This is a genomic window from Echinicola sediminis, assembly GCF_054777495.1.
Map to the genome: position 1 here is coordinate 55519 of NZ_BAAHAP010000022.1, position 19159 is coordinate 74677.

Annotated in this window: 11 protein-coding genes; 6 read left to right on the top strand and 5 right to left on the bottom strand. The window is 44.0% G+C overall.

Annotation, left to right across the window (positions count from 1 at the left end):
- Positions 1 to 212: 212 nt before the first annotated feature.
- A complete protein-coding gene (locus ACYVAA_RS08060; RefSeq protein ID WP_460540323.1) occupies positions 213 to 2369 on the top strand; it encodes an FUSC family membrane protein in 2157 nt (718 codons plus the stop codon).
- Between the two features lie 152 nt (positions 2370 to 2521).
- The gene (locus ACYVAA_RS08065; RefSeq protein ID WP_460540325.1) at positions 2522 to 3637 is read left to right on the top strand and encodes a Gfo/Idh/MocA family protein; all 1116 of its coding nucleotides are present in this window, start codon (positions 2522 to 2524) and stop codon (positions 3635 to 3637) included.
- Between the two features lie 325 nt (positions 3638 to 3962).
- Here ACYVAA_RS08065 and ACYVAA_RS08070 read toward each other — a convergent pair whose 3' ends face one another.
- From ACYVAA_RS08070 to ACYVAA_RS08085, 4 genes are all read right to left on the bottom strand, one after another.
- Positions 3963 to 5402 carry a SusD/RagB family nutrient-binding outer membrane lipoprotein gene (locus tag ACYVAA_RS08070; protein WP_460540327.1) on the bottom strand — a complete coding sequence of 480 codons (1440 nt, stop codon included), beginning with the start codon at positions 5400 to 5402 and terminating at the stop codon, positions 3963 to 3965.
- A 64-nt stretch (positions 5403 to 5466) separates the two neighbouring features.
- Complete coding sequence (locus tag ACYVAA_RS08075; protein ID WP_460540330.1) at positions 5467 to 8970, bottom strand: SusC/RagA family TonB-linked outer membrane protein; 3504 nt, start codon at positions 8968 to 8970, stop codon at positions 5467 to 5469.
- A 66-nt stretch (positions 8971 to 9036) separates the two neighbouring features.
- Positions 9037 to 9969, bottom strand: coding sequence for a FecR family protein (locus ACYVAA_RS08080; RefSeq protein WP_460540332.1), 933 nt, complete (start codon positions 9967 to 9969; stop codon positions 9037 to 9039).
- A 98-nt stretch (positions 9970 to 10067) separates the two neighbouring features.
- Complete coding sequence (locus ACYVAA_RS08085) at positions 10068 to 10655, bottom strand: RNA polymerase sigma factor (RefSeq protein WP_460540334.1); 588 nt, start codon at positions 10653 to 10655, stop codon at positions 10068 to 10070.
- 317 nt (positions 10656 to 10972) lie between these two features.
- Here ACYVAA_RS08085 and ACYVAA_RS08090 point away from each other — a divergent pair, with 317 nt between their 5' ends.
- A complete protein-coding gene (locus ACYVAA_RS08090) occupies positions 10973 to 11638 on the top strand; it encodes a hypothetical protein (RefSeq protein WP_460540336.1) in 666 nt (221 codons plus the stop codon).
- A gap of 275 nt (positions 11639 to 11913) precedes the next feature.
- Here the strand turns inward: ACYVAA_RS08090 and ACYVAA_RS08095 are convergent, their stop codons facing one another.
- A complete protein-coding gene (locus tag ACYVAA_RS08095; RefSeq protein ID WP_460540344.1) occupies positions 11914 to 13254 on the bottom strand; it encodes an IS4 family transposase in 1341 nt (446 codons plus the stop codon).
- A gap of 806 nt (positions 13255 to 14060) precedes the next feature.
- Here ACYVAA_RS08095 and ACYVAA_RS08100 point away from each other — a divergent pair.
- The 3 genes from ACYVAA_RS08100 to ACYVAA_RS08110 all read left to right on the top strand — a co-directional run.
- Complete coding sequence (locus tag ACYVAA_RS08100; protein ID WP_460540338.1) at positions 14061 to 15518, top strand: sulfatase family protein; 1458 nt, start codon at positions 14061 to 14063, stop codon at positions 15516 to 15518.
- 763 nt (positions 15519 to 16281) lie between these two features.
- Positions 16282 to 16443: a transposase gene (locus ACYVAA_RS08105; RefSeq protein ID WP_460540340.1), complete on the top strand. Its 162-nt coding sequence runs from the start codon at positions 16282 to 16284 to the stop codon at positions 16441 to 16443.
- A gap of 534 nt (positions 16444 to 16977) precedes the next feature.
- The coding region (locus tag ACYVAA_RS08110) for a PSD1 and planctomycete cytochrome C domain-containing protein (RefSeq protein WP_460540342.1) at positions 16978 to 19159 on the top strand (2182 nt) is incomplete at its 3' end.

A 19159-nucleotide genomic window follows, 5' to 3' on the forward strand; every position in this document is an offset into this window, starting at 1 on the left:
ATAATAAATAAAAAGATTTTTTAATAGTTTGAAATGCAAAAAATATGGTTTGAATTTAATTTTTTTATTTATCTAACATAGGTATGTCCGACCGCTTTTAAGCAAATAGTACAGGTTTCGTTAAGTGCTAAATAGTTTTGGCTGAAAATAACTGCCATGGTCCCTTATTTATTTACAGTCCCTTTTATAAATTGACTGTTTAAACTTTTGAAATGTCCTACCTGAAACCAGTCGAATTAAAGAGTTTTATTCTTGGTCAGTATTTTACCGATGGGGTAAAGATCACTTTGGGAGTGCTTTTGCCTGCTGTGTTCTTTGCGTACTTGGGAGATTTCAGGATGGGGATCAGTATTTCCTTAGGAGCATTCTTGGTCAGTATTTCGGACAGTACTGGACCGATGGCGCACAGAAGGACTGGAATGGTGGCAAGTTGTGTGGTGGTTTTTCTGAGCGCGCTGGTCACCGGCTTCCTGAATTCCAGTGTGGCCTTAATGGTAGTATTGATCCCTGTGCTTTGTTTTGTCTTTGCCATGTTTACGGCCTATGGCAACAGGGCTTCCTCAGTTGGGGCGGGGGCATTATTGGCCATGGCCATTTCGATTGATCACCAAAAGACTTCTGATGATATAATGACCTATGCCTTATTGGTTCTGGCAGGTGGGGTTTGGTATACGCTTTTGAGTCTTTCTGTGATGGAGATGAGACCCTATAGGGTGGCACAGCAGGCCTTGGGCGAATGCATCTTGCAGGTATCGAAGTACCTTCGGCTAAAGTCTAACTTTTATAAATCGGAACAGGATATAGGGCAGAATTTTCAGCAGCTGGCCAGCGCCCAAGTTTCTGTCAATGAGCATCAGGACAATGTACGGGAAATACTATATACCACCAGGAAGAGGGTTGGAGATTCCATTAAATCGGGCCAGCTGCTATTGGCGATTTTTGTGGATACGCTGGACATCTTTGAACAGATGATGTCTACCCATTATGATTATGGGAAACTCAGGGAGCTCTATGGGAAGTATGCGGTGTTGGAGAAGTTTGCAACTGCCATAGGTTTGGTGGCCGACGAACTTTCCATTCTTGGGTATGCCCTTATCAACAATGAAAAACCGCGTAAGCGGAAACCCCTGCAGGAAGTTTTGGGGGAGCTGAAAGGAGAAATCGAGCGGCTAGAAAAGATGGGCGTGAAGACCTTGATGCTGAGCAAGATTTTTGCCAACCTAAAGACAATTACCAGAAGGGTGGATACCATCTACAACTATTTTTATAAGGAAAAACTGACCTTTATTTCTGAGACAAGGGAAGAAAGCCTTTCTAAGTTTGTTTCGCAGCAGCATTTCTCTTTCAAGGTCATCCGGGATAACCTTAGCCTGCAGTCCAATGTGTTTAGACATGCGCTAAGGCTTGCAGTGACCTGTTTGGCCGGTTTTTTGATTTCTTTGGAGATTTCCCTTGGCAGCCATTCCTACTGGGTGGTGCTGACTATTCTAGTGATCCTTCGTCCGGGATTTAGTCTCACCAAAAGAAGAAATACAGAGCGAATACTTGGGACCTTTATTGGTGGCGTGGTAGGGGTGTTGGTGCTTTATTTTATTAATGACTTTTCCCTTCGCTTTGCTGTTTTGGTGGTATTTATGGTCCTGGCTTATTCATTTCTTAGAATCAGGTATATTCTGGCAGTGGTTTTCATGACCCCGTTTATTTTCATCGTTTATGCCATGCTTTATCCTGAGTCCAACTATGCCATTGTATGGGAAAGGGTGATCGATACCATGGTCGGGTCGGGTCTGGCATATCTTGCGAGCAATTATTTTTTGCCCAGTTGGGAATATGGAGGTTTTCAGCAACAGATGTGCAAGGTGCTTCAGGCCAATTTGAATTATTTTATGCAGGTCATCAAGCGTTTTGATCTGGACCGTTTTGATGAGATTGCCTATCGATTGGCCAGGAAGAAAATGTACCTGGAATCAGCCAATCTATCAGCCTCCTTTCAGCGCATGCTTGACGAACCCAAAAGCAAGCAGAAAAACAAAAAAAAGATACACGAATTTGTGGTGTTGAACCATATCCTTTCTTCCTATTTCTCTACCCTTTCCACCAGTCTAATCCGCTCGGAAATGGTGCTCTCCTCCCATGATCAGGTGGTGTTGGTCAAACGTATCAGAAACTATCTGTTACGGAGTTTAGAACATTTGGGAGGCAGTTATGGAGAAATGGATTTTTCGGTGCTGGAAGATGAATTGAAGCTGCTCAAATCTGCCGATTATGATGAAAGTAGTCTCTTGACAGATCAGCTTCAGCTGATCAAGAAAACCTGTTCAGATATTGAGAAGTTGAGCAGGAGTCTTACCGGCGAGCAAGAGGTCTGAAGGTGTTTATTGAGAAATAAAGTATCTGGGCTTAAGATGGCCGGTATACTGTTTATCTTTAAGAAGGGCACCGTGGTTAGTAGTGAAGTAGGTATTTGGTTTGGGAAGTGGAGGTGTAATTATTATAATGCAAACTATTTAACGTTGATGAAATGAATAAATCCTGCAGTATTTTATGGTTTATGGTCATTTGCCTTGGCCTGCTCCACTTGCCGTTTTCAACTGTTTTAGCCCAACAAAAGATAAGGTTTGCCGTGGTGGGGCTTTCCCATGGGCATAGCCCCTGGTTTTTTGAATGGGGCCAGCAGGAAGACATGGAGTTGGTGGGGGTGTATGAGCCCAATGGAGAACTGGTGCAAAAATTCCGTCACCGATACGATTTGGATGAAGGACTTATTTACAGTGATCTGGATGAAATGTTGAAACAAAAGCAACCTGAGGGTATTTTGGTTTTTGGTCCGATCTTTTACCATTTGGAAGCGGTAGAGGCAGCTGCGCCAAGGGGCATCCATGTAATGGTGGAGAAGCCACTTGCCACCAATCTGGCTGATGCCAAAAAGATGGCCGCACTTGCCCAAAAGCATGGTGTCCACTTACTGACCAATTATGAAACGTCCTGGTATCCGAGTACCGAAAAGACCTATCGGCTTTTTGCCGAGGAGCAGAAGCAATTGGGGCCTGTCCGGAAAATGGTCTTTCATCATGGGCATGAGGGGCCTAAAGAAATCGGAGTGGGTAAAGAGTTTTTGGATTGGCTGACCGACCCCAAGTTAAACGGTGGCGGGGCACTGGTGGATTTTGGCTGCTATGGTGCCAATATCATGACCTATCTGATGCAGGGGCAGAAACCACAGTCCGTTACGGCGGTTACCAAAAACTATAAACCTGAAACTTACCCCAAAGTAGAGGATGAAGCTACGATCATTGTGGATTATAAGGATGCGCAAGGAATCATACAGGCCTCCTGGAACTGGCCATTTGGAAGAAAAGACATGGAAGTGTACGGGAAAAGCGGTTATGTGATTACCCAAGATGATACGCGGATGCGCTGGCGGGTCCAAGGGAGTGAGGAAAGGCGACTGGAAGCGGATAAGGGAGAACTGGCCCTGATCAGCAATCCATTTGAGTACTTCAAGAAGGTGATCATGGGAGAGATCGTTCCTGCACCTTTTAGTCCCTATACACTAGAGAATAACATGTTGGTTGTGGAGATTTTGGAAGCAGCAAAAAAGTCTTCGGAGACCGGTGAAAAAGTGGTGGTAGAGTAGGAGAGGGAAATTGATGGTAAGGAATTGTCCCTGTAATATAATTTTAAGATGGGAGTCCACGAATTAAACGGATTATCACGAATTTTCTTTTTTCTATTGATAAAAAAAAGAATCTAGGCAGATGGTCTGCTATTAAATGGAACACGGGTTTTCCATTTGTAGGGGATTTCACGCCATGAGTCGTTGTGTTTAGTTATGAGGGGTAGTGGTCAAACAAAAGAAGAAGCCGAACAGAAGCAAGGTTTTATGCTTGCATCTGTTCGGCTTCATTTTTGGTAAGGGGAAAAAAACAGAAGTTATTTCCCCGCTGACCGATTGGACTCTCTTAATTGGCGGAGTCCCACCAGGCTTTTATGTTGATTTCATCGCCACCCATTCTGTTGATAGCCTCCTGATAGTTTTGGAAATTGCTGTTGGCTTCATCTATGGGATAGTAAAGTCTCGAAGGCATTTCTTGATCGTTGAGCATGGAAGCTGTGGTGGGCAGTTCAGGAAGTCCTGTCCTGCGCAGTTCAAACCAAGCCTGAAAATCTGTAAAGAATAGATCGTAATATTTCTGCAGCAAAATACGTTTAAGGCTTCCATCGTATTCAGTAAAGCTATTGTCGAAATAGTCTGCTGGCACTTCCTGCTCCCACATTTCAATGGCAGCTCTTACGCCTTTTTCATAATGGTCTTCAGCTTGGCCGGTGTAGCCCTTCTGAGCCATTTCGGCTTTGATAAACTCCACCTCGGCATAGCTCATAAATGGAATGATCAACGGTGCTTCCGCCAGGCTTCTCTGTACCCCTGAAGCCGTTGCTATGCTGTCTGGCAGGGGCTCTTCCACAAAATTGGTAGGTTGTCCTATATAGCCATAATCCTCTCCGTTCAAGCCTCTTGCAACGGTAGCAAAAACGCCTATTCTGGGATCCTTGAACTGTTTGAGGTTGTCAATAAAGAAGGCCGAGTAATACCTGAACAGGCCAAAATCCTGTGGACGGTCCCATGGGGAAAGTGTTGGGGCCACTCCGTCCAAATGCAGAACGGCGCCGTCCTCTCCTTCGGTAAATACAGGATAGGTCTCCGGGTCGTTGATCATTTGTGCGATCTTTTCAAAAGCGCCTGTTTCGGTCCTGTTGGAGATGCGGAGAAGCAGTCTAAGGCGCAGCGAGTTGGTGAATTTCTGCCATTTAACCACATCGTTATGGTACAGGATATCACTGATGTAGGGCATTCCCCGGTCTTTGTCATAGATCCCATTGGCATATTCTAGATCGGCCAATAGCTGGGTGTAGATTTCTTCCTGGCTTGAGAACTTCGGATACCAAACATCGGCTTCCGCCTGCAAGGCATCGCTCATGGGGACATCTCCAAAGCAATCGGTAAGGATGGAGTAAGCATAGGCTTTTAAGGTAAGAGCAATTGCCTCGTAATTAGGAAGACCGTCCCTGATGGCTGCTTCTTCCATCTCCTTGATATTGCTGAGGTTCGTGTAATAGTCGTTCCATGTGCCTGCTCCAATATTTTGGTCAAAATCGTAAAAGAAAGGAGAGTTGTTGAAATCATCTATTCTCAAGAACATCTGTGTCAAAGGGGCCGTCACATTTCTCATCTGATTGGCATTGCGGCTGGCCAGGCTGTAAATGACTGGGTTCAAGGTGCTGCCAGCAGTGATTTTGCTGAGGTTGTTGGGGTCGATGTTGGTATCTTCAAAATCCTTTGTACAGGAGCTGGTCCACAGACAAAGGCAGGCTAAGCACAATGGAATTATATTCTTATTCATGGCTTTATTTTTTAACATTCAATTATCAAATTTCTTATTATCCGTCCGGTGCAGTGCGTCCTGTTTATAGGCCAATGACAATATTGAAACCATATTCATTCGGGACGGGCATTTGCCCCACTTCCACACCAGGGTGCATATTGGTACCTCCTGCAAAGCCGGCTACTTCCGGGTCATATATCGGAAATTCAGAGAACACGGCAAGGTTTCTTCCGTAGAGGGAAATACGCATTTCATTTAAGGGGGTATTGGCCAGAAACTTCTCTGAAAAGTCGTAGGAGATGCTGACTTCCCTTAGCTTGATAAAGGAAGCGTCAAAGGAATTGGCTTCAGTGTTGGCCAGTGGATACATGAGGTTATAGTAATCCGCTATCGCAATGGCCTTGGTATTTGGCGAGAAGGTGCCGTCACCATTGTCCACCACGCCCTTGCCTACGAGTTCCCCTTCTTCTCTTCCTTTGAGTGTATGCTTCAGTTTCCCCTGCTGGGTGAGTTTATGGTGTGTGTGGGAGTAGATCTTTCCACCGTATTTTGCATCAATGACCGCACTGAATTTAAGGTTTTTGTATTGGAAGGAGTTGATGAATCCAGCGACCCATTTTGGCTGGGTGTCCCCAATGAAGATGATGTCATCGGTCATTTCCGGATGTCCGTTTTTATCGAAAATGATTTCTCCTTCGGGACTGCGCTTGTATCCCCTTCCGTATAGGGCTGCGGGAGATCCTCCTTCTACGGCAATGAGTCTGGCACCGGAGGAGCTTAGCATTTCGAATCTTCCGCCATCGGCATTTTCATGGAGCGAAAGTACTTTGCCCTTGTTTTTTGCCCATGTAAGGGTGGTGTTCCATTTGAAATTGCCCGCGTTGATGGCCTTGGCATTGAGCATAAGCTCGATCCCACGGTTACGTACTTCACCGGCATTGATGGTGACACTCCTATATCCTGAGGAATGGGGGAGTGGGGCATTGAAAATCTGGTTCTTACTGTTGTTTTGGTAGACCGCAGCATCGAACTTCAGTCGGCTTTCAAACATCCTAAAATCCACGCCCAGTTCCGTGCTGGTGGTAATCTCGGGTTTGAAATCGGTATTGTACAAGGAGGTAGGAGCCAGTGCCGAACCCGGGAAATCCGATCGGCGGTAATATTTGTCGGTTTTATAGCGGTTGCCAAATTGACCGGCGCCACCTACCTGTGCAAGGGAAGCTCTTAGCTTGGCAAAACTGATCGAGCGGGGCATGTCGAACAGCTCGCTAAGGACAATGCCTGTACTGGCCGAAGGGAAGAAGTAAGATTGGTTGTTTTTAGGCAAAATACTGTTCCAGTCATTTCGTCCGGTAAGGTCTAGAAACACTTTGTCCTTCCAGCCAAGAGTTACCATTCCGTATAAGCTGTTTACTTTATTATAGCCATCAAACTTGCTGGTGAAGAGTTGTGTCCCGTTTACCAAGTTGTATTCACCGGGGATTTCCAGACCTTCAGCCCAAGAGTCCTGCCGGAGGTATTGGTAATCCATTCTGTTTCCTCCAAGGTTTGCGGTGATTTCCCAATCATCAAAAGTGTCAGAATAGGAAAGTAAAAAATCAGTGTTTACTTCCTGCTTAAATACATTGGTTTTCCGATAATAGCCCCTGGCATAACGATTGATGTCATACGGCCTGCGCTGGTCCATGTTTTTGTCATACATGTTCAAGGCACCACGAAGCATCAGCTTCAGTTTGGAGAGCAGCTCGATGTCCATTTTGAAGTTTCCGGTCACAGAAAACTGATCCAGGCTGTTCTGGATTTCATAGACCATGGCATAGGGGTTGTCTATATAGCTGCTGTAGGGTCTGATCATGTCCACCTGCTCCTGACCTTTTTTCCAGATTGGCTCGTACCATGAAAGGTCTACGTTGGGGTTTTGGAAAATCATAAAGTAGGCAATAGAGTGGTTGTTGTACCCTTGCCCCGGCAGGTTGTCACTGGTCCGGTTTCTGTAGTCTACCACCGTACTGAGCTTGATCCGGTCGGATACCTGGTAATTCCCATTGGCAGAAAGGGAAAGCTGCTGGAAGCCCGTATTGGGCATAACCCAGTCGTTTTTGGTATGTGTGGCGGAACCCCGCATGGAGCCTTTTTCGTCTCCGCCCTGAATGGAGATGTTGGTGGTCTGGGTAATACCCGTCTCCCAAAAATCCTTTCGGTTGTTCTCATAGGGCCTCCAAAGCTGTCTTTCAAGCGATTGTCCTTCTTGGGTAGGATCGTATTGATAATAATACTGCCCGTCAAACTTTGGTCCGAAGGCACTACTGCTCCCCCGGGTGCTGTTGCCGTCTTCTGAAGCCCCGTAAGTGTAGTACAAGCGGTCATTGTAGGGAACAGGATTGCCATTTTCATCGGTAGCGGGTTTTAGGTAGCCCCCTTTGCCGCTTCCCTGCCCGTATTCGTATTGCCAGTCCGGCCAGCGCTGAATGACGTCAAATTTGGTGTTGCTGCTGATGGTGACACCAAGTCCCTTTTGGCCTTTTCCGGATTTGGTGGTGATGATAATGGCTCCGTTTGCTGCTTGATAGCCGTACAAGGCCGAGGCGGCAGGGCCTTTCAGTACTGATACACTTTCTATATCGTCCGGATTGAGGTCGGATATGGCGTTGCCATAGTCCACAGGCGTGTCATTGCTGGCACTGCCTCCCATATAGCCATTGGAAGGGCCGGAGCCGGGATGTTCGTTTTGTATGGGGACGCCATCTATGACGATCAGCGCACCATTGTTTCCCGGGTCGAGAGAACTGTTTCCTCTTAGGATAATTTGCTGTGAAGCAATGGGGCCTCCCAGCCCGTTGATTTGGAGTCCAGGGACTTTGCCGCGCAAGGCCTCGGACCAGTTGTTCGGCCGGGCATTGGTCAGCTGCTCAGAGTCGATGGTCTGTTGGGCGTAGCCTAGCTTTTTTTCTTCCCGTCTCATGCCAAGCGCAGTGACAACCACCTCGTCCAGGGCATTGACGTCTTCTTCCAAGGTGATCGTCACCGTGCCTGCTGACTGTATCGTAACGTCCTGGGTTTTATAACCAAGGTAAGATACGGATAAGGTAACGGGGAATGACTCGATTTCAAGTTTGAAACGGCCATCGACATCACTTACAGTTCCTTTTGAGCTGCCTTTTATCAATAGGGTTACCCCGGGCAGTGTGGCTCCCAACGGATCCAGCACTTGGCCGGTCACTGTTTGACGCGGGGCTTCCGAGGGAAATACCGTGATGGTGTTGTTGATGACTTCAAACTGTAAGGCTGTCTCTTGACTGATTTGAGATAAAACATCGGACAGGGGTTTGTTCTTGAACCTAAACGAGAACAAAGCATTGTTTTGGTCTACTTTTTCGTCAAAGACAAAGTAGAAGGCAGTTTTCTGCTCGATTTCAGAAAGAACCTGGATGATGTTGGCGCTTTCCAGTTCCAAGGATAGCCTGACATCGGGTTGCTTTTCCATTGCCGCGTAACTGATCGGCTGGAGGGCAAAGAAAAATACACAGAGCATCAGTAGCCCTTTCTTATTTTTCAATGCCGTCAAAAATTGTAGTGGTGTTTTCATTTTTAACAGAAATTAAATGGATTGTGGTGAGGATTGATGTATCTGCCGCCAGTTCAGTATGGGCGGCTATGTTTGTTTTTTAATGTGTATGTTGTTGGGATTCAGGTAATCAAAAGAAAGCTCCTTCAAAAGCCCAATACTTTTTAGGATGTTGTCCAGTGTTTCATTTTTGAATTTTCCGGTGATGCGTAGCGCTTTCAGCTCTTCGGATTCGAACGTTAAAGTGATTCCGTACCTGTTTTCAAGGATAGTTGCCGCTTCCCCCAAGCTGGTGTTTTTCAATACAATTAGTCCTGCCCAGGCAATGGGCAATTGGTTATTGATGGCCTTGATGTCTGACAAGTGGGTTTGGGAACTGGTGATTTGTTGGTTTTTGCTCAGGATTGCCTTGGCTTTGGGGTTCTTCCGGGGAGTTACCTGTACTTTTCCGGAGATGACACTTACCGTAGTGCTTTTGGAAGCGTGGGTGTTTACATCGAATGAGGTGCCCAGTACTTTTACTTTGCTATTGGCTGTAATGACCGAAAAAGGGCGGGATACATTCCTTTGGACAGAGAAAAAGGCCCTTCCTTCCAGTGAGACTGTTCTGTTTTTTCTAAAAGTTTCCGGATAGGTCAAGCTGCTGTTCTCGTCCAAAAGGACCGAAGAGCCGTCTTTCAGCAGGATTTCTCTTTGTTCTCCCATGGCGGTGGTGATGGTGACGTTGTTTCCGTCTGAGAGCTGTTTTATACTGATGGCCATGACCAGGACGAGGATGAGCGAAGCAGCTACCTTTAGGATTCTGTTGAGACGGAAAGTTTTGCGCTGCCTGGGCAGTTTTGCTAAAATGCGCTGGTAGAGTTTGCTCCCGTTTTCTTGAGAGAGTAGTTGGCCCAAGTCTGCCTCGGAAGCAGAATTTTGCATGCTTTCATAAAACTTTTCAACTATTGCTGATTCGCTTTTTGTAGCGATCCCTTGCTGGTGCTTTTCCGCCAGCTTCATAAATTCTTCTCTAGTCAAAATATTCCCTTTTATGGGATAGTGTGCAAAAGAAGGTCTGCACGTAACAGAAAAATGAGAGTTAACGGTTTCTTAAATCAGGTAGGGGACAGGTTACATTAAAATAACCTGAGGGTAATCAAAACTAAAAAGTAACTGGTTTCACTCATCTTGGTGCGCAGAAGTTTCAGGGCATTACTGATATGGGTCTCTACCGTTCTTTTAGAAATATTCAGTTCTTGGGCAATTTCGCTGTTGGATTTATGGTTGATCCTGCTGAGTACAAAGACCTCATGGCACTTTCCTGGAAGTTGGGCAATATGTGAGGATAGTGTTTGTTCCAGCTCTTTGTATTCCAAGGGACTTTGTTCATCGGCCGATACCGATTCGCTGAGAAGTTTCAGTGCATCTTTATGGGTGTTGTCAAACTTTAGTTTTTTAATCTGTCCCGAAAGTTTGTATTTGAGGGCTTTGAACAGATAGTTTTCCAGGTGCAGGATATCGGTTTCTTTGCTTTTTTCCCAAAGGCTGATGAAGATTTCCTGGACACAGTCTTCACAGATCGCCTCATCTCGGTAAATGCTGTAGGCATACCTGTATAGTCGCTTCCAATATTTGTCAAAAATGAGTTGGAAGGCGGCATGGTCTTCTTGCTTCAATCGCAATAAAAGTTGGGTGTCCGAAGGACTGTTGATGAGTCGGTCCATGGTTTCTAGGTTGATTGACAAAATAAAGGGGTATAGTTGAGGAAAAATTATTAACTATTTTAAGTTTTGGTTAATCCTATGTGAACTGCGGTAGCTCGTGTATGAGCTGTGCAATAGGCTGTACCGATTGAATTTTAGGGCTTTAAATGGGCCTGTTTTCGATCGTTTTTTTTAAATAAAGTGGTAATTAAAACCTAAGATCAGCTTATTCCTTCAGGTTTTTTGACTAATTTAAAGAGATGGTTAATGTGCTCAACTGCTGATACTTATATAGGATGGAAAATGCTTTTTTAATAAAAATTCTGTGCTGTTTCTCTATGGTCATTGCAGTTATTCCAACAGTTTCTTTTGCTCAATTTTTCAAAGGGGAAAAATGGGTGAGAGTAGGGGTCAATTGTCATCAATCTGTTAAAAATTATACCTCTTTCTACAGTGACAGTCCCAATGAATACACGAACTATACCTACACCTATAAGGACTGCGATTTGCTTCCCTCCATTGGGACTTTTGTATCGAAAAACTGGTATCTAGGCGTACACGCATTGCTGGGGAAAGGGATGAACAAGGTGGAGACACAGCCAAAGGGGGGCAGCATCAAAGAGGAAACATCAAAAAATACATTTCGATTGGGGGCAGGGCTGGTCTTAAGGAAGTATTTTCCCGTAAGTCGTCGCTTTTCGGTGTTAGCGGGTACCAATACGAGGTATTTCAAAAGCTGTGATACCGGAGAAGGTTATCCCGTCAATACCTCCTCAAGGAAGTTCAGGGTGAATTATCTGTTGTCTGACCTGCATGTAGGGGTCATGTACAGGGTCAGGCCCGGCGTTGGTGTAGATCTGGTTTACAGTCCACTCATGGTGGGTTTTAGCCAGTCTTTTGGCATAATGCAGCAAAGGGGCAAGGTGTTCAATGGCGGCTTGGGAAAAGAGGTGGATTGTTTTTCGCTGGGATTGAATTTTGCCCTTGCCAAAGGCAAAAAGTAATAGAGGGCAAAAGATGGAAGAGGACATTATTATGTGATTCCCGGCAGGTTTTCTGGAAAAATGGATGGGTTAGTCTCTCGTGTTCGGTCGGCTGCAAAATAGTACTGCATGGTTTTCGTGAAATACAAAATATAGACGAAGTACATAAGTTTAAAAGTGAGTTGAAACAATAAAGGCAGATCATCTGATCTGCCTTTTGTGGAGAATATCGGACCTGCCTGAGTCAGACAGGTTCGAACCGATGACCTTCCCGACTGTTGTCCATAGCCGTTAACTTAAGCATAAAAGAGCTCATAAAGTATCTGGTCATGTGGTTTTTGTTTGAGCCTTTTTTCAACGATCAATTTAGGTATTATCGGTACCAGAGAGTCGCAGAACCAGTCTGCAAAAGTTCGGGGGCACAGTATTTTATTTTTCAGGACCGGGGAAAATTTCCGTGCCCTTTTGAAAAACTTCGGATAACTGCAGCGCTTTTGGGATGCTTGTCCTTTCAGTAGTTTGTTGGCCATTGATAGCAGGCCGGTGTTCAGCAATATCCATATGAGTTTTGCAAGGATCTGGCATTCCATCCGCTCTTTTTTCATGGGCTTGGTTTTGTGGATGTCCAGATTTGATTTCCATGTTTTGAAGATCAGTTCCACCTGCCACCTTAGTTTATATGCGGATATTACCTGTTCTGTGGACAGTACCTCTTGAGGCACATTGGTAATAAAGATGTTGTAATGGGCCTGTATCCTGTATTCCTTGCTCAGCTGGTAGCCTTTGGCCCTTTTTCCCGACAACTTTGCTTTGCGTATCCTTTCCCCGGTGACCTCTTTAGGCACTGGCACGATTACCATTCTTGTTTTTAATTTTTCCTTTCTGCCCAAATACACCTCTGTTTCAAGTTGTCCCATACCCGTCTTCTTCATTTTCAGGTCCAGCTCTTTCCAGTCCAGTGCGCTGTACCCTCCTTCCCTTTTGGGCAAGTAGATGCCTATTTTGGGCAGACGGTTAAGGTAATAGGCCTGTCTTTCCTCTACGCCCGTTAAATAGGTCGTGGTAACATAACCCCGGTCCCTGATGTTCAGGCTGCCTGGTTGTATCCTTTCCACGGTCTGCTTTGAGTCCTCCTGGTCGTTCCTTGTGGCCCTGGTCAGTTCCATGGACTTACAGGCCATGCTCACCAGGTCGAACTCGTATTGGAAGTTCATCAGGGCAGACTGTTTGTTGAAGCTGCCGTAACCGGGGTAGTCATCAATATATGATGTCGGCAGGGAGAACTTGCTGGAATCCTTGATGTGGATACCTGTAAAAAAACCACGGCCGGGGAGCTTTCCCTTTTCACCGTCCATTTGCAAGGAAAGCTGTTGGGCAAAGACCGCTTTTAGAAAACCGACTGCTTCCGGGGTGAAGTGTTTATGGAGCGCTTCCCGGCTGACCGCTGTGCCAGTGGCCTCGGCATAATCGCAGCTCAGGTCCAAAAGGCTTAAACGACTGTGGTCTTCCCCGTTGAAGACCAGGGTGTTTACAAAATCCCTTGCGGTAATTTTTCTTTTGCGTTGGATAAAGCCCGTTTCCTTGGCCAGCCCATCCAGGCTTTCTTCAGAAAACAGCTCGGCATGCCTGCCCTGTATTTGTAAAAGTTGTTGTTTTGTTTCAGCACCGGTTTTTAAGGTGTTTTTCCCCTAAAAAATTATCTTTACAAAAAAAAAGCGGCCCTTTTGTTACATGGACAAGAATATGGCCGCTTTTATTTACAAATATAACTTTGACAAATATGGGGAAAAAACTAAACAATTCCTCCGCAGGGGAATTACGTCTTGTTTAAGCGCTTCTATACCAGGATATTAACCTCTTAAGTTAACGGGAGTGGATCACTTTCGGGGACGCAGCGATCCTATTTCACTGCTTTTAAATCGAACTCGGGTTCATACCTTAGCTATTGTACGCTACTTTTTCCAAGTCTTAGAATCCGGGTTAAAATAATTTACGGGAGGAAATGAAATTTATAAGGGCACTGAAGTGACTTTTTATTTCAATCATCGTGATCGCTCAGGAGAGGAAAGATTCGGATTTGTACCTTAAGTTAATTAGGCAGGGCAGTTTTTTTCGATCCTGGATTCCTCCAATGTCTTTTGGATATTTAGTAGAAAGAATTTACAAAATATGTCCCTTTACAGAAATAGTGATTTAAACAGTAAGTGTTTCTCCTAATCTGCCAATTGGCAAATAAATTCACCTTATCAGATGAAGTCATAAGTTTTAATAATTGCACATCTGTCATACAATCATTGATGGCACTTCGAACATCATCCAGCATCCCAGCGGTAGACCATTAATCAAAACCATTTTTCCATATAATTGGAAAAATGGCTTACTTTAAAGTGTTTTGTACCAAAAAATAATAAAAGTGAAAAAAGAGGTTAAAGGAGATATACATATGATAAGCTGTTTACTGATGCTTGTTCTTTTGGGCAGCTGTGGAAAGAAATCCTCAGAGCGTGAGCACTTTCAAGACCCAAGCCATGAGTCTCCCAATATCATCCTTTTGATGGCTGATGATCAAGGTTGGGGGGATATGGGCTATATGGACCACCCTCATCTACTGACCCCGAACCTTGATGAAATGGCTGCCAATGGCGCGGTGTTCGATCGTTTTTATGCTGCCGCTCCGGTGTGCTCTCCCACTCGGGGAAGTGTGATGACCGGAAGGCACCCACTCCGATACGGCATTTGCACAGCCAACTGCGGCCATATTAAAGAAGAGGAAATAACCCTTGCTGAGTTGGTGAGGGAAAAGGGCTATACCACAGGGCATTTTGGAAAATGGCACTTAGGAACCTTGACGAGAGACACCCTGGATGCCAACAGGGGAGGGCAGGAGAAGTTTGACGGTGACTATGCTCCTCCTTGGGAGCATGGATTTGATGAATGCTTTGTAACGGAATCCAAGGTGCCTACCTGGGACCCTATGGTCACACCTCCCCGATCAGCCGGTGATGTCAGTAGTAAACTGAAAGAGGGAGATCCGTTCAAAACCTACTATTGGACGGGACCCGGACAGATAGTGACCGACAATCTCTCCGGGGACGATTCCAGGGTCATTATGGATCGTGCCATTCCTTTTATTGAAAAGGCAGTGGGTGAACAGAAGCCTTTTATGACCGTTATTTGGTTTCATACTCCGCATCTACCGGTTTTGACCGGTGAAAAGTTTCGAGCGGCCTATAAGGATTTATCGGAGGATCAGCAGCATTATTATGGGGTGCTCACGGCCCTGGATATGCAAATTGGCAGGCTTAGGGACAAGTTGGAGGAATTGGGAGTCGCTGAGAATACAGTATTGTTTTATACCAGTGATAACGGTCCTGAGGGGAAATCTGTCCAAGGCCGCACACAAGGGTTGACCAAAGGCCTTAAAGGCAGAAAGAGAAGCCTTTATGAAGGAGGAATCCGGGTTCCGGGAATCGTGGAATGGAAAGGCAAAATACCCTCGGGCACTAAGGTCACCGCCCCTTGCTCTACTTCAGATTATTTTCCCACCATTGCCAAGATGTTGGATATCGACCTGAAGAACTTTGACCGCCCTTATGATGGAGTGGACTTGTTTCCTTTTTTGACCGGTGATAAACAAGTCAGGGAAAAACCTTTGTCATTTTTCTTTGAGTCCCAGTCAGCTCTGATTGAAGAGGAGTACAAGCTTTATCGAAAGAATGAAGGGGAAGATTATGAGCTTTACCATATCAAAAACGATCCAGGCGAGAAGGAGGATCTGGCGGAGCATGAACCTCAAATACTACAAAAGATGATTGCCAACTGGGAGGCTTGGGGGGAAACCGTAGAGCAGAGTTCGTTGGGATATGATTATGAAAAACCGATAACAAAGCCCTCAAATTAAAGAAGCTAATGCTAAAAATTGTTTAGTCTTTTATTGCTATAAAACCAAAAGCCTCCAAATCAAACGATTTGAAGGCTTTTGGTGCGAGCTGCACCCCTTTTTGTCGGAGTGGCGGGATTCGAACCTCTTGCTTTAATCGGTTGATTTTAAAGGGGGTATGACAATTCCAAAAACTTAGGTCACCGAATAGGTCCCATATTATTTTTGATGTTTTGCAGTGAAAAATTACAAAATATATCGCATTAAAGAAACAGTGCTTTGGAATATTGCCATTGTGAGAACCATATATTTGTTACTTAGTTCATCAGCCTCTAATAGACATTAGATGTTCCTTTAATATCTTCTAGAATAATTAAGGCAAATGAAAATGTCCATAGATCATTTTTTTAATATTTTAATTTAATTATTCATTTTATTAATTAACTCCTTAAATATCAACATGTGGCAGTGAAGTGCCTCCCAATCTTAGTTGTTAATTTAAATAGGGGCAAATAGGTTTTCTCCCATCCCAAATAGCTTTGCTTCGGTGGTTTAGCCATGTATATTTCGGTAGGAGTCAAAGCTCCCGGAAATATCGAAACTTTCAATTTAGAGCACTTACGAATAACATCCAGATCAACATGTGAGAGACAATAAACTGGGCAGCTGAATCGAGGTCCTGGTTTTAATCTTCCAAATCACATACCGTTCCAGCACCGACAATAATGGAGAAAGTAGAAAGCTGCATTCACCTGTTTGGTGAGCAAGAGTGATTCAAGTTTGAGTGCTTAATTTTCAGGAAGACCATGTTCACCTAATAAGAGAGGTTGCACCTAAAGTATTGATATCAAAAATTGAAAGTAACCAGAAAGGACGTACCGCAACTGGGGTGTTTGGTAGGTTCAAGGATTTAAGACAACACGTCTATGTGAGCCTTATTTTATAGGTAGTGGAGCTTTGTCACCCTAACATACAGCACGTAATTTTATTAGTAACATTTTAATGAAAAAATATTGATTAGTAAATCAATAGTAAAGTAATGACAGATTTGATGATTGAGTATATTATTGGAAGGCTTCTGTTGACAAAATAGCCTGTTTTATTGGTGGGTTTAAGCAAAAATTAATGAGTTAATATTCTTCTATAATTTAATTACTTTCAATTTATGCAGCATGAAGGGACTTTTAACAAATATTCTTTAAAATAGATAAGCTATTATTTGCAACTAAACCGGTAAAGTTATATGTTTGAACATGGTTGGGTGAGTAGTCCATTTTCCTAATATATTGGACGTTCTCATGTAGTCCTCTAGTAATTTTTTTGAATAAATGGAGTAAGAATTAGCTTGAAATAACCAATAGATATGAAAAAGATAGTTAGTTTAATTTGGTGGTTTGTGCTTCCTGTAATTGTCGTGTGGGGAGGACGATTAATTTTTTACTACTTCGAGAAACCTTCCCCGGGCTTAAGCGAAAATGCAATGGCAACAAATTCAAGCGTGGGCAATTTGAATAAAAGCCTGCCTGATACTGTCGATTTTATTTTTGATGTAAAGCCGATTTTGTCTGACCGATGCTACTTATGTCATGGGCCAGATGAGGGCACTAGAGAGGCGGGACTACGATTGGATACCAGGGAAGGGGCTCTGGCAGCTATTGGAAAAGATTTGGATCGGTTCGCAATAGTACCCGGTGATCCTAAGAACAGTGAATTAGTATCCCGAATAATTCATGAAGATGAGGAGAAGGTGATGCCACCATTATCTTCTAACCTGAGTCTTACTGACTATGAAAAAAAGATTTTGGTCAAATGGATTGAACAAGGTGCAAGTTATAAAGAACATTGGGCATTTATTCCACCCCAAAAAAGTCCGGTTCCGGCACTTTCTAATCCAGCCTGGGCCACTAATGAAATTGATCAATTTATTGGAAAACGTCTGGAGCAAGAGGGGTTAGAACCCTCTCCAAAGGCAAGCAGGGAAAAACTATTAAGAAAAGTCTATTTTGACCTTACAGGCCTGCCACCGAGTCTTGAGGAGATTGATGCGTTTTTAAATGACCAATCCACCAATGCATATGAAAAAACAGTAGATAAACTGCTAGGCTCTTCAGCATATGGAGAAAGGATGGCATCAGACTGGTTGGATCTGGCTAGATATGCAGATACACATGGATATCAAGATGATTTGGAGCGGACGATGTGGCCATGGAGAGACTGGGTTATAAGCGCGTTTAACAGGAATATTCCCTATGATAAGTTTATTAAATGGCAGTTAGCCGGCGACCAGTTACCCGATGCAGGCCTTGAGCAAATTTTGGCGACAGGATTTAATAGGAATCATAAAATCACCCAAGAAGGTGGGGTAATTGATGAAGAATACCGGGTGGAATATGTAATGGATCGTGCCAATACAACAGCGAAAGCCTTTTTGGGATTGACATTGGAGTGTGCCCGTTGTCATGACCATAAATACGACCCAATTTCACAAAAAGAGTTTTTCGGATTTTACGGTTTTTTTAATAGAGTAAATGAAAAAGGACGCATAGATGTGGGAGAAATCCCTGAACCTAATATTAAAATTACCCCAAAAGAGATCCGTGAGGAGCTGTCATTCATCTATATGCCCGACTCAATAGAGGCAATAAAACTTATGGTGATGAAAGACGATGCCCCTGAAAGGAAAACCTATCTATTGGCCAGAGGTCAATATGATTCCCCAACAGAGGAAGTCCCCTTGAGCACTCCATCGAAAATCCTGCCCTTTGATGATAAATATGACAAAAATAGATTAGGGCTCGTTAATTGGCTATTTAGTGATCGTAATCCCCTAACTGCCAGAGTGGCTGTCAATAGAATGTGGCAGCAGATATTTGGAGTTGGTTTAGTTTCTACTTCGGATGATTTTGGAAATCAGGGAGCATTACCTTCTCATCCTGAGCTTTTGGATTGGCTAGCTTTGACCTTTAAAGAAGAGGGCTGGGATATGAAAAAAATGTACAAACGTATGGTAATGTCAAGTACTTACCAGCAGACCAATAAAGTAAATCCAGATTTGCTTCAAAGAGATCCGGATAACATTTTCTATGCTAGAAGTTCGAGAAACAAACTTACCGCAGAAATGATCAGAGATAATGCCCTTGCAGTAAGTGGTTTATTGGTTCGGAAAGTAGGTGGACCTAGTGTTAAGCCTTATCAGCCGGAAGGTCTGTGGGCAGAGACATCCTCAGGAGTAAAGGGACAGTTGATAAAATATATACCGGATAAAGGGGAAAGCAAGTATAGAAGAAGCATTTACACTTTTTGGAAGCGGACCATACCACCTCCGTCCATGAACATATTCGATGCCCCTTCTAGAGATTTCTGTGAGGTTAAGCGGCAAGAGACCAGTACCCCATTACAGGCATTGGTAATGCTAAATGATCCGCAAATTATGGAGGCTTCAGAACATTTGGCCAAGGAGATAATGAAAGATCCATCGCTTTCGGATGAGCAAAGGATATACAATATTTTTCGGCGAATTACATCCCGATCCCCTGATGAAAAGGAAATGGAAAAGCTTCTCAGGTATTTCAATGACGCTAAAAACCATAATGATCAAACAAAAGAAAAGCTAACAGGGAAAGAAGGAAAGCAAATTCACTCTGTCGCTGACAATGTATTTT